15 protein-coding genes are annotated in these 15690 nt (G+C 39.9%); 5 read left to right on the top strand and 10 right to left on the bottom strand.

What is annotated here, in order from left to right:
• Positions 1-4: 4 nt before the first annotated feature.
• The 3 genes from fliE to flgB are packed head-to-tail and all read right to left on the bottom strand — an operon-like array spanning position 5 to position 1129.
• A complete protein-coding gene (fliE, locus tag FE005_RS05070) occupies positions 5-328 on the bottom strand; it encodes a flagellar hook-basal body complex protein FliE (protein WP_060813694.1) in 324 nt (107 codons plus the stop codon).
• Between the two features lie 6 nt (positions 329-334).
• Complete coding sequence (gene flgC / locus FE005_RS05065) at positions 335-751, bottom strand: flagellar basal body rod protein FlgC (protein ID WP_081131844.1); 417 nt, start codon at positions 749-751, stop codon at positions 335-337.
• Positions 752-769: 18 nt separating this feature from the next.
• The gene (gene flgB, locus FE005_RS05060; RefSeq protein ID WP_060813696.1) at positions 770-1129 is read right to left on the bottom strand and encodes a flagellar basal body rod protein FlgB; all 360 of its coding nucleotides are present in this window, start codon (positions 1127-1129) and stop codon (positions 770-772) included.
• Between the two features lie 607 nt (positions 1130-1736).
• On the opposite strand from flgB, the gene motA reads away from it, so the two are divergent.
• Positions 1737-2501 carry a flagellar motor stator protein MotA gene (motA, locus tag FE005_RS05055; RefSeq protein ID WP_060813697.1) on the top strand — a complete coding sequence of 255 codons (765 nt, stop codon included), beginning with the start codon at positions 1737-1739 and terminating at the stop codon, positions 2499-2501.
• A 13-nt stretch (positions 2502-2514) separates the two neighbouring features.
• The gene (locus FE005_RS05050) at positions 2515-3285 is read left to right on the top strand and encodes a flagellar motor protein MotB (protein ID WP_138371407.1); all 771 of its coding nucleotides are present in this window, start codon (positions 2515-2517) and stop codon (positions 3283-3285) included.
• Positions 3286-3468: 183 nt separating this feature from the next.
• Here FE005_RS05050 and FE005_RS05045 read toward each other — a convergent pair whose 3' ends face one another.
• Positions 3469-5511, bottom strand: coding sequence for a methyl-accepting chemotaxis protein (locus tag FE005_RS05045; RefSeq protein WP_138371406.1), 2043 nt, complete (start codon positions 5509-5511; stop codon positions 3469-3471).
• A gap of 354 nt (positions 5512-5865) precedes the next feature.
• Positions 5866-8478 (bottom strand): pyruvate, phosphate dikinase, encoded by a 2613-nt coding sequence (gene ppdK / locus FE005_RS05040; protein ID WP_138371405.1) that lies wholly within the window; start codon positions 8476-8478, stop codon positions 5866-5868.
• A gap of 180 nt (positions 8479-8658) precedes the next feature.
• Between ppdK and FE005_RS05035 the strand changes: the two genes are divergently transcribed.
• Genes FE005_RS05035 through FE005_RS05025 form a run of 3 tightly spaced genes read left to right on the top strand, consistent with a single transcriptional unit; the run spans position 8659 to position 11983 of the window.
• Positions 8659-9294 carry a helix-turn-helix transcriptional regulator gene (locus tag FE005_RS05035; RefSeq protein ID WP_003129027.1) on the top strand — a complete coding sequence of 212 codons (636 nt, stop codon included), beginning with the start codon at positions 8659-8661 and terminating at the stop codon, positions 9292-9294.
• A 12-nt stretch (positions 9295-9306) separates the two neighbouring features.
• On the top strand, positions 9307-10125 hold the full coding sequence (locus FE005_RS05030; RefSeq protein ID WP_003129026.1) for a pyruvate, water dikinase regulatory protein: 819 nt from the start codon (positions 9307-9309) through the stop codon (positions 10123-10125).
• Entirely contained in the window at positions 10109-11983 is a 1875-nt protein-coding gene (locus FE005_RS05025) for a fructose-1,6-bisphosphatase (protein ID WP_138371404.1), read from the top strand. Before FE005_RS05030 ends, FE005_RS05025 begins: the two co-directional genes overlap by 17 nt.
• A 58-nt stretch (positions 11984-12041) precedes the next feature.
• Here FE005_RS05025 and FE005_RS05020 read toward each other — a convergent pair whose 3' ends face one another.
• From FE005_RS05020 to FE005_RS05000, 5 genes are all read right to left on the bottom strand, one after another.
• Positions 12042-12455, bottom strand: a complete 414-nt coding sequence (locus FE005_RS05020; RefSeq protein WP_081131849.1) for a phosphate-starvation-inducible PsiE family protein — start codon at positions 12453-12455, stop codon at positions 12042-12044.
• Positions 12456-12627: 172 nt separating this feature from the next.
• Positions 12628-13245 carry a hypothetical protein gene (locus tag FE005_RS05015; protein ID WP_005473007.1) on the bottom strand — a complete coding sequence of 206 codons (618 nt, stop codon included), beginning with the start codon at positions 13243-13245 and terminating at the stop codon, positions 12628-12630.
• Positions 13246-13472: 227 nt separating this feature from the next.
• Positions 13473-13973, bottom strand: coding sequence for a general stress protein (locus FE005_RS05010; RefSeq protein WP_138371403.1), 501 nt, complete (start codon positions 13971-13973; stop codon positions 13473-13475).
• A gap of 158 nt (positions 13974-14131) precedes the next feature.
• Positions 14132-15286, bottom strand: a complete 1155-nt coding sequence (locus FE005_RS05005) for a glycoside hydrolase family 105 protein (protein ID WP_005473009.1) — start codon at positions 15284-15286, stop codon at positions 14132-14134.
• Positions 15274-15687, bottom strand: a complete 414-nt coding sequence (locus FE005_RS05000; protein WP_021148958.1) for an RDD family protein — start codon at positions 15685-15687, stop codon at positions 15274-15276. The genes FE005_RS05005 and FE005_RS05000 overlap by 13 nt, the downstream gene beginning before the upstream one ends.
• Positions 15688-15690: the final 3 nt, after the last annotated feature.

Genomic DNA, 15690 nt, shown 5'->3' with positions numbered 1-15690 from the left:
ACTGCTAAAACTGCATATTTTTAACATCGTTATATGCCTCTAAGCATTTATTGCGCACGGTCACGGCTGTTTGGAGCGCTAACTGTGCTTCTGTCATTCGAATCATTATATTTCCTAGATCACTCTCATCTCCTGTGATCATTTTGATCGTGTCTTGATCCATTGTTGCAGTTTTTTGATTAAGATTTTCAAGCGCATCAGACAAATAATTACCGAATGCAGCACCTGATGAAGAATCAACTTCAGTTGCAGAAGTTCCTGAAGCACCAAGTGCCCGTAAGGAATTCTGATATTCGGTTAATCCTTGTGTTGATAATAATTCATTCATTTTTTTCTACCCCTTTGATATTTCTAGTGCTTTTTTGAGAATTGTTTTATTCATTTCGGAGGCAGAAACATTCGCTTCATATGTACGCACTGCTTGGATCATTGCCACCATTTCATCTGCGATGTCCACATTTGATTGTTCAAGATAGCCGTCTTCATCCGCAGCAGGGTTAGTCGGATCATAAGTCAATTTCAATGTTTCGTCCGTTTGGATTCCCGTCACTTTAACACCATAATTCTTTGTCTTTCCATCTTGAACCGTCTTAAGATTTTCAGAAAAAAGAATGCTTTTCTTTTGGTATGCTTCGCTATTTTCTGTTTGGTTGGTATTGACATTCGCAATATTGGTCGATATCGTATCCAGTTTTAATCGTTCCAACGCTAAACCACTTGCATTAATCGTCAGTCCATCAAAAACACCCACTACATTTTCCTACTTTCTTTAATTACTCAATACATAATTCATCATTTGCAAACGCCCATTGATTTGTGCAGTCAATGCACTGTAATATAATCCGTTTGCTGCTTGATCCAGCATTTCTACTTCTAAATCTACATTGTTGCCATTGTCCTTAAGACTTGTGTTCGCATTTTGAGTTACTCGGGGCTGTACTTGTGAAAGAATGTCTTCTTGTGAAGATTGATTCCCAGCAGCCTGTAACGCTTGTTTCAATTCGCTTTCAAATTCTACTCGCTTCGCTTTATAACCATCCGTGTTCACATTGGCTATGTTTGAAGAAATCAGCTCTGCTCTTTTAGCAGAAACAGCAAGCGTCGTTTTTAACAACTCATAACTATCCAATCTTTTCAGTACTCCTTTCAGTCTGTATCAGATGATCATCCGATAAGAATTTCAATCTTTTGTCAAAATAATCATTTTTTTTTGATATAATTAAAAAAACATCGCGCGGTATAATTATAGAGTAATTAAAATTATTTTACAATTTGATTTTTTAAATTTTACTGTTATTATCTTTTGATTATGGAGATAGTGTGTTATTTGATAGTCATTTTATAATAGCTGTTATCCTTTCTTTTAAATCATTTATTCACAAAGGAAACTGGAAGAAGCAGCAAACAAAATGATTAATGATATTTCTGAAAACATGATTAAAAAATCATCAACAAAATAAACTATTCTTTAAAATAAAGGATATTAAATAATTTAAATAACCTAAATGCTGTTTAAATAAAGCGGTTTATTAAAATAGTCAAGCCACTTTTAAATTAACTTTATTTTTGCGCATTTTTACACAAATAATCACCTAAAAAAAGGAAAAAACGAAAATAAGTTTCATAAATACGTTATATTAAAAATATTTTTTCCACATCTTAATTTCTCATTTTTTTATCCGATAATAAAATAAGGTACATATTTAGGTAATAGAAGTTATAGGAGGAAGCAACAAATGGATTTTTTCTTGCTGATCGGTATAGTATTAGGCGTTATTTCCGTCGTTGTCGGAATGATCGTAAAAGGGGCAAACGTAGCGGTTTTGATCAACCCAGCAGCAGCTATTATTATTTTCGTTGGAGTGATCGCAGCTGTTGTCAATTCGTTTCCGAGTAGTGACATCAAACGAATACCTAAAATTTTCGGTATTCTACTTAAAAACGAAGAGTACGATGTAAAAAAAACGATCAATAGTATCGTAGATATGGCCAACCAAGCACGGCGTGATGGATTACTGTCTTTAGAAAATGCCATTCAAAACTTGGAAGAACCATTCTTAAAAAAAGGATTGGAAATGGTAGTAGATGGAATTCCTGAAGATCAGATCAAAGAAATCATGGAAAATGAGATCTACGGTATCGAAGAGCGGCATCACGTTGGCGCTAATATTTTTAAAACAGCCGGAACAAGTGCACCGACACTAGGAGTTCTAGGGGCTGTTATTGGTCTGATTGGTGCTCTCGGCAACTTAGAAGATGTCGAAGCATTGGGGCATATGATTTCAGCTGCCTTTGTGGCAACACTGTACGGAATCTTTTTTGGCTATGTCTTGTTTATTCCTTTCAGTTCTCGACTGAATTTGAAATCGGAACAAGAAGTACAAGTGATGTCGATTATTGTTGAAGGTGTATTGGCGATCCAAGCAGGACAATCTCCTAAGAGTATTGAAAAGAAACTCTATAGTTTGATTGAACCAAACAAACGAGAAGAAAGATCCTAGAGGTTAACTCAACATGAAAAGAAAAAAGAAAAAGGAAGAACACGTTGATGAAGCATGGCTTCTGCCCTACTCTGATATGCTGACACTGCTTTTGGCCCTTTTTATCGTTATGTTTGCCATGGCGAAGGTCGATGATGAGAAGTTTCAGGAGATTCGTAGTGAATTTGGATCAATTCTTTCCAGTCATCATAGCGGCTCCCCAGTCATTGGTTCTGTCATCGATATGGGCGCCTCTGGCAAAACAGGCAGCAGCGCTGCAACCAATGCTTCTGAAGCACAGGCACAAGAAGAAGCAACTCGCATGCAACTAGAAAACCAACAACTGGAAAAGATCAGTGAACAATTACAAAAAGACTTAGCCGAATCTGCTTTAGACGGACAAAGCGAGGTCAGTTTAGAAGCGGATGGTCTTCACATCACATTAGACAGCAGTATCCTATTTGCTTCTGGTAGTGCTGGGATCACTTCCCAAACCAGCCAGTCTCTGGATACCCTTGCTTCTGCTTTAAAAAAGTTGAAAGCACATAAAATTATTATTGCTGGTCATACTGACAACGTACCGGAGAAAGGCACAGGTCTTTATGAATCTAACTGGGACTTGAGTGCGGCTCGTGCAATCACAGTGATGAACTATTTAATCAACAAGAAGATTATCTCCGAACAAAATGCTGCTATCCAAGCCTATGCTGATACGCAACCTAAAGCAAGCAATGACACCGCAGCCGGACGTTCTGAAAATCGACGGGTAGAAATGATCATCCAGCGCTCGCAAATAGATGAATAAGCCATGTTCAAACCAAAATAAATTGATAAGTGATTTACTACAAAAAAACGAAGACTGACTATCCTGGATCAATGAAAAACAGGAAAACAGGCTTCGTTTTTTGTCTTTCTATAAAAGCGATCCCTCGCCAAAAACACCGCACAGTCCTTCTGCTGACGAAGACTGTCGCGGTGTTTTTTTCATTTATTTCAATTCAAATTGATCGGTCAATTTTTTCAATACTTTTGAGATATCTCTAAGATCAGAAACATGGTTGGTAAATTCATCCATTGTCGCTAGAACTTCTTCTGAATTAGCGGAAACTTCTTGTGTACCAGCCGCATTTTCCTCTGTTGATGCAGAGATGTTCTCAAGATCAACTAAAACATTTCCTTGGATCTGTTCGATCCGCTTACTTGCTTCTTCTACATCACGAATGCCATCAATCATGAACATACTGCGTTTATAGACTTCTTTTGAAGAAGCAATGACCCGTTGAATCAAATTCGTTTGCCGCTCGCCGCCTTTTAGCGAATCAGATGTTTGTTCTACCATTTGAGCAGATTGTGTACGAATTTCTTCAATGATTGATTCGATTTCTTTCGTGGAAGCTTTGCTTTGTTCAGCCAGCTTTCGAATCTCTGCTGCTACTACCGCAAAGCCTTTGCCAGATTCCCCCGCACTTGCGGCTTCGATTGAAGCATTTAGGGCCAGTAAATTGGTTTGATAAGAAATGTCATTGATCACACGAATAATGGTATTGATATTCTGAATATTGTCATTCATATTCGTCATATTCGTCATCAATTTTTCCATCTGTTCCAGCTCATTTTGCCAGCTTGAACCAACTTCATCCATCAGATTTAAACTCTCTTGATTGATGTCTGTCGCTTCTTGCGACTTGCTGCTCATCTCATTGATGGTATTGCTTAGCTCTTTGATTACATGGGAAAGATTTTGTAATTGGACCACACTATGTTCTGTTTCCTGTGCTTGTGAGCCAGTCACTTCTGCGATTCCAGTAATTGTTTCTGAAACTTCTTCTGCTGCCACGCCGATTTGTTTGGCCAACTCTAATAAGGAATCAGACATTGAAGCGACATTGCCACTTTCTTTTTGAACATTTTTGATTAGTTTCCCAGTTTCTATAACCATTTGATTATAATTAGCCGCCATCTGATGGATCTCTGTGCCATCCTTATCTGGATAAACGATTCGTTCAGCGAACTGACCAAATCGCCATTTTTGGTTTGGATCTTTTTGATGTCGTTTTAACAACTCCAATTGACCGGCACCCATTTTAGAAAATTTCTCATTGAAAACGTTCATAATCGTGCTCACGATCCTCGTTGTATAAATAGACACGGCAACGATCAAAAGAATCATAAATCCGGCAACGACCACAGAAATCCAAATAATAGAATGTAGCTCTTTGTCCAGATCATTTGCTTCTACTTCTGAAAATGCCCAAACCGTTGACCCAGCAGGTTTATCGTATATCACATCATTGATTCCATTGGAATCTGCCGGCTTTACTCTCCCGATTGGTTGTTCTGCAGCAGCAATTCGTTTGAATACTGTTTTCTCTTGAATATTTGTTCCTATCAGTGATTTTTCCTTGGATGTAATCACTACACCAGACTCTGAAACCAATGAAACATTCCCGGTACGACCAACGTCAATAGACGACAAGATTTTTTGGATCGATTCATAAGAAACGTCGACACACAAGACACCGATCTGTTTTTTTGAATTTGTGATCATCACAGAAGCTGTCGTCACAAATTCATTCGTTACTGTATCTAGATAAGGATCTGTCCAATAAACTTCTCCCCCTGCTTCGATTGCTCCTTTATACCATGGTCGAGTGGTTGGATCATAGTCATCGGGTAATGGATTGAATGAGACAAATTCTTTCTCCTCAGTTCCGAAAGCAACTGCTCGAAAACTATCTGTACCAGCAATCGCTGTTGAGAGACTATCACGGATTCTCCCCATACTGTATTCTGTTTTCATTGGAGGAAGTTCTGCCATTGACTTCAATTTATCTTCTGTTGATTTTCGCAGCATATCTTCTTCCGCTATAATCAATCGTACAGCACTTTCTTTGTTGATGTCATTTCGTTCAATCAATGATTTTTTTGTTGTTAAATACGAACTCACAACTAAAAATAAAATTGGAATAACTGCAACTAAGATCATAACCAAACCAACATAAAGCCCAATACTCTTTTTCTTTTTTCTCAAACTTGAGACACTCCTTCATTTTTCAAATTCTCTCTAACTTCTGCAACGAAGAAACTTCTTCAAACAGACTTACTCTTTCGTAATCGGTCATTGTATTCCTTTTATTAAGAGTTCCTTGTTCTTTTAATCATCAAAATTTTTTTCGTATCTAAAAAATACACAACAATTAAAAAGTCATTAGAGTAAACAAAAAAGCCTCAACAATCAGCGCGACCACTAGCAGCAACGTTGAACGTTGGGGAAGGATCTCGCTGATTATTTAGGCTTATTGATTACTTTTGGAAAGTGTGAAACAGCTAAAACTTAAGGAGTGCTCTTTTTAATATCCGGAAAAAGCCGCTTTTTGTTCCATAGTTAAGAAAGAGTATCCGGAGCAGACTGGGCAATTGCTAACCAAGCCGCTGGAATTCGATATGGAGAACAAGAAACGTAATCAATACCGATTTCCCGCAAAAATGCAATGGATTGAGGATCTCCACCTACTTCGCCGCAAACACCGATCGCTTTTTCCTTTGTTAGCTGGCGAATGGATGTTACCGCTTGTTCCATTAGTTGTCCTACACCCGCTTTATCAAGGTGTTGATACGGATCCTCAGACAAGATACCTTGATCTAAATAGCGCTGAATAAATCCAGCAGCATCGTCCCGTGAAAAACCAAAAGTCATTTGTGTCAGGTCATTGGTCCCAAAACTGAAGAAATCAGCTAGCGGAGCTAATTCTTTCGTTAATAAACATGCTCTTGGTGTTTCTAACATCATCCCAATTTTGAAAGGTACTTCTTTCTGATAGTGAGCAAAAATTTGTCGGATGTACATTTCAAGACGTTCTTTCAAAACGCGCATTTCTTCCGGCATACTGATCAAAGGCAGCATAATCTCAGGATACACAACACTGCCTGTATCAGAAACTTGCAGTGCTGCTTCGATAATTGCAGCTGTCTGCATCTCATAAATCTCAGGATAAGTAATTCCTAGACGGCTTCCTCGATGCCCCATCATCGGATTTACTTCTTGTAGATCATGGACTCGTTGCTTGATTTTTTCTAGAGAATAGCCACTGCGCTCGGCCATTTCTTCGTATTCTTGTGGTCGTGGTAAAAACTCGTGCAACGGCGGATCCAACAAGCGAATGACACATTTCTGTTCTTTTGTCTGCAGTAATAACTCCTTAAAATCATTTAACTGAAACGTTTTTAGCTGAGACAAAGCTACCTGTCTTTCTTCAGTCGTTTCAGCTAAAATCACTTGCCGCATCGGCCAGATCCGAGATTCACCAAAAAACATATGCTCCGTTCGCGCTAGTCCAATACCTGCTGCTCCAAAAGAAGCTGCTGTCTTGATTTCTTCGATGGTTTCCGCATTTGCTCGTACTACTAGGTCTGCCCTTTCTTTAGACCAGTCTAAAATCGTCTGCAGCAAACTAAAATCCTGCGAGGCAACCAGTGATAGCGCACCTTGATACAGATTGCCTGTCGTCCCATCCACTGATAGATAGTCTCCTTCTTGAATGATTGCTTCACCACATCGAGCCTGTTTCAAAAATGAATCGACTGCTAACTGATCACAACCTGCCACACAACAAACTCCTAGTCCTCGGGCAACGACTGCCGCATGAGAAGTCATGCCGCCTCTAGAAGTCACGATTGCTTCACTAACAACCATCCCATCAATGTCTTCCGGTGAGGTTTCTTGTCGCAACAAAATAACTTTTTCTCCTGCTTGGTGGGCATTGACCGCTGCTTCTGCAGAAAAATAAACTCGACCTACCGCTGCACCGGGACTGGCAGGTAACCCTTGACTAAGAGGAGATGCTTTAGCAAGTGACTCCGGGGAAAAGATGGGATGCAGCAACTGATCAAGCATGTCTGGTGTCAATCGATGCAGTGCCGCTTTCTTCGTGATCTTTCCTTCAGAAACTAGATCTATAGCAATCTGTACAGCAGCTTTGGCTGTCCGTTTGCCATTACGAGTCTGTAAAACAAATAATCGCCCTTCTTCAATGGTAAATTCGATATCTTGCATGTCTTTGTAATGATTCTCTAATAACTCGGCAATCGCCGAAAACTGCGCGTGGATTTCTGGTTGTGTTTTGGCTAAATCACTAATCGGTCTTGGCGTACGAACCCCCGCGACAACATCTTCTCCTTGTGCACAAGCGAGAAATTCACCAAATAATCCTCTGTGTCCTGTCGTCGGATCGCGAGTAAAAGCAACGCCAGTTCCACTTGCAGCACCACTATTGCCAAAAACCATTTCCTGAACAGTCACGGCTGTTCCTAGATCATGAGCAATTTTGTGGATTTTACGGTAAGTGATAGCCCGAGGATTATTCCACGAACGAAACACAGCTTGAACGGCTGATAATAATTGTTCCAGCGGATCTTGAGGGAATCGTTCTTGCGTATGTTCCATATAAATACTTTTGAAAACCTCGCAAATCTCTTGCCAGTCTGGAGCGACCATTGATTGATCAGAAGGATATCCCTTTTTATGTTTATAGGTCGTTAAATAGGATTCAAAATGACTCTTATCGATCCCTTTAACAACATCCCCATACATTTGGATAAGGCGACGGTAGCAATCATAGGCAAATGTAGGATTCTTTGTATTCGCTGCCAGCGTCTGTACCGTTTGATCAGTTAACCCCAAGTTGAGAATCGTATCCATCATCCCCGGCATGGAATACTTTGCCCCACTGCGAACAGAAACCAGTAATGGCTGCTGGTTTCCGCCAAAAGACTTGTGGGTTCGTTCTTCCAATGTAGCTACTGCTCGAATAATTTCTTCTACCAACGGCTGTGTAAGTTGCTGGTTTTCTAAAAATTGTCGGCAAACATCTGTTGTAACAATAAATCCCGCAGGAACAGGCAACCCGATACTGGTCATTTCAGCTAAATTTGCTCCTTTCCCCCCTAATAGCTCTTTTTGATCTTTCGTACCTTCTGAGAACCAAACGATATTCTTCATTTTTTTCCGCCTTCCTAATGTGATATACTATTAAACTTAAAACGAAGTATATAGCGTACATCATTGATTCGTCAAGAAGAAATTTTTAAGAAAAATTCGCGCCAAAATCCTTTATTGCATTTTCCACGCGGAAAATATATAATAAATAGCATATCACATTTAATTAAAGAAGGTGACACATTGGAATTGACAAAGCGACAACTTAAAATCATTGAAATCGTAAAAGACAATCAACCTATCAGTGGTGAAACCATCGCAAAAAAACTAGGATTCAGCCGTGCTACTTTGCGCAATGATCTCTCTATCCTGACAATGACTGGATTACTCGATGCCCGGCCCAAGGTCGGTTATTTTTATACCGGACAGACCGTAGAACCGCTGTTGTTTGATAAGCTATACCATGCAAAAGTAGCAGAGATTATGATCCCACCGTTAATGATTGAGCAATCCGTTTCGGTATATGATGCTGTGACAACCCTATTCATGTATGATGTCGGGTCTCTTTATGTGAAAAATGCAGAAGAGGAACTAATTGGTGTTCTATCTCGCAAAGACCTTCTGCGCTTCGCTATCAGCAATTCAGCAGCAGAAAAAACACCGGTGGCAATGATCATGACGCGAATGCCGAATATCGTCACGATTACTGCCGACCAAACTATTTTGACTGCAGGTACCTTATTAGCTAGGCATGAAATAGATACACTCCCTGTTGTTGATGCCGAGAATCCGAAAAAAGTCATTGGTAAAATAACCAAGTCTAAAATTATGAACTACTATATCCAAGCAGGCAATGCGATCGAAAACAATCAATTCTAAGGAGCGAAAAAAATGAAGAATGTTCGACTATATTTGATTTCAGATTCCGTTGGTGAAACAGCACAAAAATTGATTAGTGCAGTTTCCGCACAATTTCCTACGATCGATCTATCCGATATTCAACTGTATCCTTTTACAAATGATGAAGAGAGCTTATTGGAAATCTTACAAGATGCTTTACTGGATAAATCGATTGTTGTGACGACGCTTGTTAACAAAGATTTAGTGAAATTTGTCGAAGCCTTTGCTAAACGCACCGGTCTTCAACATGTCGATTTCATGACGCCATTGATCTCAGTAATCGAAGCAACCGTCGGGCTACAAGCAGTTCAGGAACCTGGCGCAATCCATCGTTTAAATCAAGAATACTTCAGTCGTGTTGCTGCAATGGAGTTTGCAGTGAAGTATGATGACGGCAAGGATCCTCGTGGTTTTCTCGATGCTGACATCGTATTGCTCGGTGTTTCCCGTACTTCCAAGACACCGTTAAGTCTATATATGGCTAATCGTGGTTACAAAGTGGCTAATCTGCCTTTAATACCTGAGGTCGCTTTACCCAAAGAGATCAATCAAATCGATCCCAAAAAAATGATCGGGCTCACTACAAATTCTGACTCACTCGTCGAAATACGCCGTTCTCGACTGGCTTCATTAGGGTTGAAAGAAACTACTAACTATACAGAACCAAGCCGGATCGATGATGAACTAGCCTATGCGAATCAATTATTCCAACAGCTAGGAATCAATGTAATCGATGTCAGCAAACGGTCGATCGAAGAAAGTTCGATGTTGATCGAAGAATTTTACAAAAATAATGCCTATGCACACTGAAGATCAATTAAATGATTTCATTGAGATTATCAATTTAGAGGCGATCCAGCAGTTACCTAAAGCAACCGAACACTTTGTCAGTGATCTGCACGGTGAATATGAAGCTTTTGATCATATCTTGCGCAATGGTTCAGGCAGCATTCGGGAAAAAGTCGAAACATTGTTTCAATACTCACTGACAGCTGCTGAGAAGACCGAGCTATGTTTTTTGATTTACTATCCAAAAGAAGTATTGCAAGAAAAAGACTATCCGCATGAGGATTGGATCCAATTAATGACTCAACTGGTCAAAGTGGCTCGTTTTACTTCCAGCAAATATACGCGGTCCAAAGTTCGAAAAGCTTTACCAAAACAATTTGCTTATATTTTAGAAGAATTGCTGTATCAATATGACTCGGACTTCAACAAAGAAGCCTATTATAAAGCGATTTTTGATAAGATCATCGACTTATCCTTAGCGCCTCTATTTTGTGAACAGCTAGCATTTTTGATTCAGCGTTTTGTCGTTGATCACCTACATGTTATTGGGGATATTTATGACCGGGGACCCGCACCTGATAAAATCATCGACCGGCTCATGGCGCTTCCTTCTTTGGATATCCAATTAGGGAACCATGATATTTTGTGGATCGGGAGTTACTGCGGTTCTTTCCCTTGTTTGGCAAGTACCATACGGATCGCTGCACGGTATGGAAATTTAGCATTGTTGAAAGAAGGCTATGGCATCGACCTCTCTAAAGCCATAGCATTTAGTCGTAAACATTATCAAGAAAATAAGGGGTTTTATCCTAAGAAAACTGTTGATGATCTTTCCGAAGAGGAAATTCACGACGCAATGCTCCTCCAGCAAGCCTTTACAATCATTCAATTCAAGGTAGAGGCCGCTGTGATCAAACGACGCCCCGAATTTCAATTAGCGGATCGTTTGCTATTGGGTAAAATCACAAAGGATTTGCAGATTCAGCTAGAGGATCACTTTGAGCCTCTGATCCATGCTTGCTTTCAATTGGTTGATCCCGAAGCACCCTATCTTTTGACTGATGAAGAGCAAAAAGTACTGGAGGATCTTCTCAAACAATTTCAATCCTCCGAAAGGTTAGCAACCCATGTACGTTTTCTAGTAGAAAAAGGCACGATCTATCAAATTTATAATGGCAATCTACTGTACCACGGTTGCATCCCCTGTCATCCTGATGGTCGCTTCCTTTCAGTGTCCTTTGGAAAAACCTCTTATCAGGGCAAAGCATTGATGGATTTCTTTCAAGAATGTGTAAAACAGAGTTTCGCAACACCAGAAAGGACCGACGATCTGGCGACCGATGTCCTTTGGTATCTCTGGTGCGGAGAAGGGTCTTCTCTTTTCGGTAAAAAATCCATGAAAACCTTCGAGCGCTATTTCATCAGTAATAAACACACACATATTGAAGAAAAAAACGCCTACTATACCCTAAGAGAAAAAGAAGCATTTTGCCGTCGCTTATTCGCTGCGTTTGGATTAGACTCGACGGGACACATCATTAACGGCCACACACCAGTAAAAGTGAAAAAAGGAGAGACGCCAATCAAAGCCAATGGGCACCTACTGGTAATTGACGGTGGCTTATCCCGCTCCTATCAGGAAGTTACCGGTATCGCCGGTTACACGCTGCTATCTAATTCTTTTGGGATGACACTTGCTGCTCACCAACCATTTACAGATCGTCAGACAGCAATCAAGGAGCGGAAGGATCTAATGACGCAAAAGAAAATCGTTCTTCGTCAAACAGAACGAATCACTGTGCGTCAAACGGATATTGGGAAACAACTTCAAGCAGAGAGTGCTAGTTTATTCGCAAAAAATAATCCTATCAATAACTGAGTCATTCAGTTTACTGATAGGATTATTTTTATTTCTAAGCAACTTTCTGATTTGTTTTTCAGATGTCTTTGGAGCTATGAAAAGATTTCAACTTCTCTAGTGCTTGTAAAACAAAAATCAGTACTAAAATTGCCAGCGCCAGAAACAACGTCTCTAGTCCTTTTCCTTGTGCCAACAACAACTCCCGCAAAATCGCTGTGATACTGATCAGAATCAGATAACGAACAGGAATATGATGTCCTTCTTTTACATAACGCAGTAACATCAAAATGATTTCAAGTAAAATAAATAGCGTAGCAATCTCTTCGATCAAAAAGGATAGATCACTGACTTTTGTCAAAGGAATGACATAAGTAATGATTTTATAAATTGCTTCTGCCATCACAACCAATACCAATACAACTAAAATTGCTAACATAATATCAACAATAGCACTGATCAGCTTTTCAAAGCTTCTGAAATATTTGCCCATAGCGCGCCCCCTTTTCAACTCATTATAAGCGAATTTAATGAAATCACTTTGTGATATGCTTGAAAAAGGTGCACTTTTATTGCACAAAATAATCAGTCGCTACTTCAGCAAATAGATGAATAGTCGTAAGGGATTCGCTGGTTTAAAACTCTGACGATCTTTGCCGAAGCGCTTATCTAAAAAAGGCATCAAATGGTTCTTCTAAAAGAAGTTTTAATGGTTCTGATCCATCCGCAGCATTGGCCGGATCATTACTATCAATCGGTGTATCACCAGCTTCTGTGCTCTCTTCACTTTCGTCAGAAGTAGTTGTGTCTGTACTGCTTGAACTGCTAGATGAAGAGGTTGAACTACTCGTACTTGAGCTGCTGCTAGAGGAGCTCGTCGTTTCGGATGTACTAGTCGTAGTATCAGAATTTGCTGATCCATTATTGGAAGTGCTAGATGCTGTATCTGTCTCCTTCACTACTGCTTCACTACTGTCAGCTATACTTTCTGATTCTGTAGACGGAATGGCCGATGAATCTTCATTTGATTTTGTTCCACTGGTCTGTGCAGTTGTTTCGGAGTAGGAACTGACCCGTGCTTCATAAAAAGTTTCACTGGTTGTTTCCGTTTCAGACGTACTTGTTTCGGCAACCTGCACTGGTGCTTCAGAAGATGGCTCCGAAGAATTGCGCTGGAACGGGGCCGCAACAAAAGCATTTACGTCTTGATCAATTGCCATACTCAACATAATCGTGACAAAACAACTAACGAGTGCTGACTGCAAATTAAATTTCAACTTCATTGCTATCCCTCACCTTCTCTTTATATGAAGTACCGTGCATTTTTTTGAAGAAATGGTTTTCTCCATCTATTATACAAAAAAAAGAAACGAGCAACAAATTAAGAATTCGTTGCAGCAATTGTCCCGTATTTTACAAGCTTAACATCTGAAATACAAAGAAATAACAGCCATTGCAGGGCTGCTATTTCTTTGATTATAAGCCGACCATTTACTGGATGGGATCTTTTTTATAAATTACGCAAGTGATTTGGGTCATTAATTGGTGTTTCGATATCACTATCTCCCATTCGAGGGGTCGGATGAACCGATTCATCAGGCATTGCTGTCTCACCTCTAACAGGCTGATCAATGATCGCTGTATCTGTTTCTTCGATTCGATCGGTTGCGTGATAATCGTAGACTCCTACCACTAAACGATCCTGCTCAAGGTCGTCACGATAGGCAAATAAAGGATCACTCTCATCATCAATCTTCCGATGGTCATAGTCGCCAAATGAGAAAGCATCTTTGATTTTTTCCCACATTGAACGATCATCATCTGATCCTCCAGTCGCTTCTACTTCTGCACTACTTAACGTATCTAAGCCAAACTGCTCGATGATCGTTGCATTCGCAAACAAAACAATGTCGTCTTTGTTGTACCCTTCGTTTCGCAATTGATCAATTGCTGTCAATGCTTCAGCCCGAGTGTCGTAACTGCCAATAATCGTCAGGTTTCTTTTATCCATTTGAAAGCCTCCTTATTTTGTGTACGCATGAAATCGGTCTATCTTTCAGCACTTGCCTTTTCATTGAAGGAAGTTGCCTACCATTTCATTGTATCTTACTCTGCGAAGGAGACCAAATGGTTTGTTTGCGCTTACGAAAATGATAAGAATCACTGTCTTTATTGGTTCTGCAGTTGCAACCATTCACTGTAAGCATAAACGAACGGACCGATGCCTTTAGCATCATCGTTGACAACTGGCTCTGAAATATAATACTCATAGGAGCCATCTCTGATTTTGTAGTTGCCTTTTCCAGGCATCCCCCCTAAGCCAGCAACTAAACAGATATCTTTCAATGTAAATTCTCCGTTTTTAATAACCAATTTGTGCTTTACAAGAGCGCGTAGGATCGTCTCGCCGATTATTTTATATTGTGAAGGAAGAATAGCTAATCGACTGGCTTTTAGCATCACATAACTCAAAGCAGCAGATCCACTCGTCTCTAAATAATTGTCTTCACCGTCTGGTCTATCTGTTACTTGAAAAAAGAGACTCGTTTTTGGATCTTGATAAGCCATTACTGCACCTACAAGTTCTGTTAAATAGCGCTGCAACTGCTGCTTTTCTTGGAGATAGCCTTCATGGGACAGTAAAACTTCAAGTGTGTCAACTAATGCCATAGCATACCATCCAAGAGAACGAGTCCAAAAGTTTGCGCTACAACCTGTCTTTGGATGCGCCCAAAATGCAGTTCTCGTACAGTCGTATCCGTGATACAGCAATCCTGTTCGCGGATCTTTCATTGACTCCATGACATTTTTGAATTGCCCAATCACATCACTAACATCTGCGGAGTTGCCAAACGTTAGTTGGTATTGGATCGCAAATGGTTGAACCATGTATAAACCATCTAGCCAAACTTGTTGCGGGTAGACCAGCTTATGCCACATGCTTCCTTCCTTAGTGCGCGGTTGCAACAAAACTTGCCGATACAGATTATCTAGAGCCTTGCGGTATTTGCTTTTCTTAGTGATTGCATATAACTGAAACAATAGTTTTCCTTCATTGATTGCGTCACAGTTATATTCTTTTTCATCGTACCCCAATGGATTCCCTGCCTCATCAATGTAGTGATCAATAAAGGTTTCAACAAACGCAAGATAATTCTCGTCTTGTGTTGCATTAAACATGTATTGGATCGCCAGAATCATGCAGCCATCGATATAACTCCAACGGATTGGATGATTGGCTAATCGAGCCTCTTGATTCCAAATAGGTGCTTCTGGCGAAGAATGTGCGATTACTTGATCCAAAAATTGTCTTATTTCTTCCAACTATTTTCTCCTTTACCAATTCTTAACTTTGTATGTGTAGATGCCTCATGCCCTCCTTCTTTGCCAAACAGTAGCGGCAGGCAAATGAAGAAACAGCTGGCTAGTTTGCATAAAATCTCTCGTTGAAAAATGACTGCCACTGGAACATTTTTGCGATATTTATCTGTTGAAACGATCTGCAGCTGAAAGAATGCTTTTCCGATCGTCTGCTGATTTTGCATGAATGGATATTGCAGTGCAAAATACATAACACACATCAAACAAATCGCAGTCAAAACAGCAACAAAGTCATTATTGATGACCCGACCGATTAGCGGAATTCCTCCTACAAAGATAAGAAATATGGTTAAAATCCCTAAAACAAAATCAACGATTTGTGCGAGAATTCTTCTGATCAACATATG

Source organism: Enterococcus sp. M190262 (assembly GCF_005843965.1).
Lineage (GTDB): Bacteria > Bacillota > Bacilli > Lactobacillales > Enterococcaceae > Enterococcus_D > Enterococcus_D gallinarum.
The sequence above is the reverse complement of the archived record's forward strand: the minus strand, read 5'-3'. Positions and strand labels throughout refer to the sequence as shown.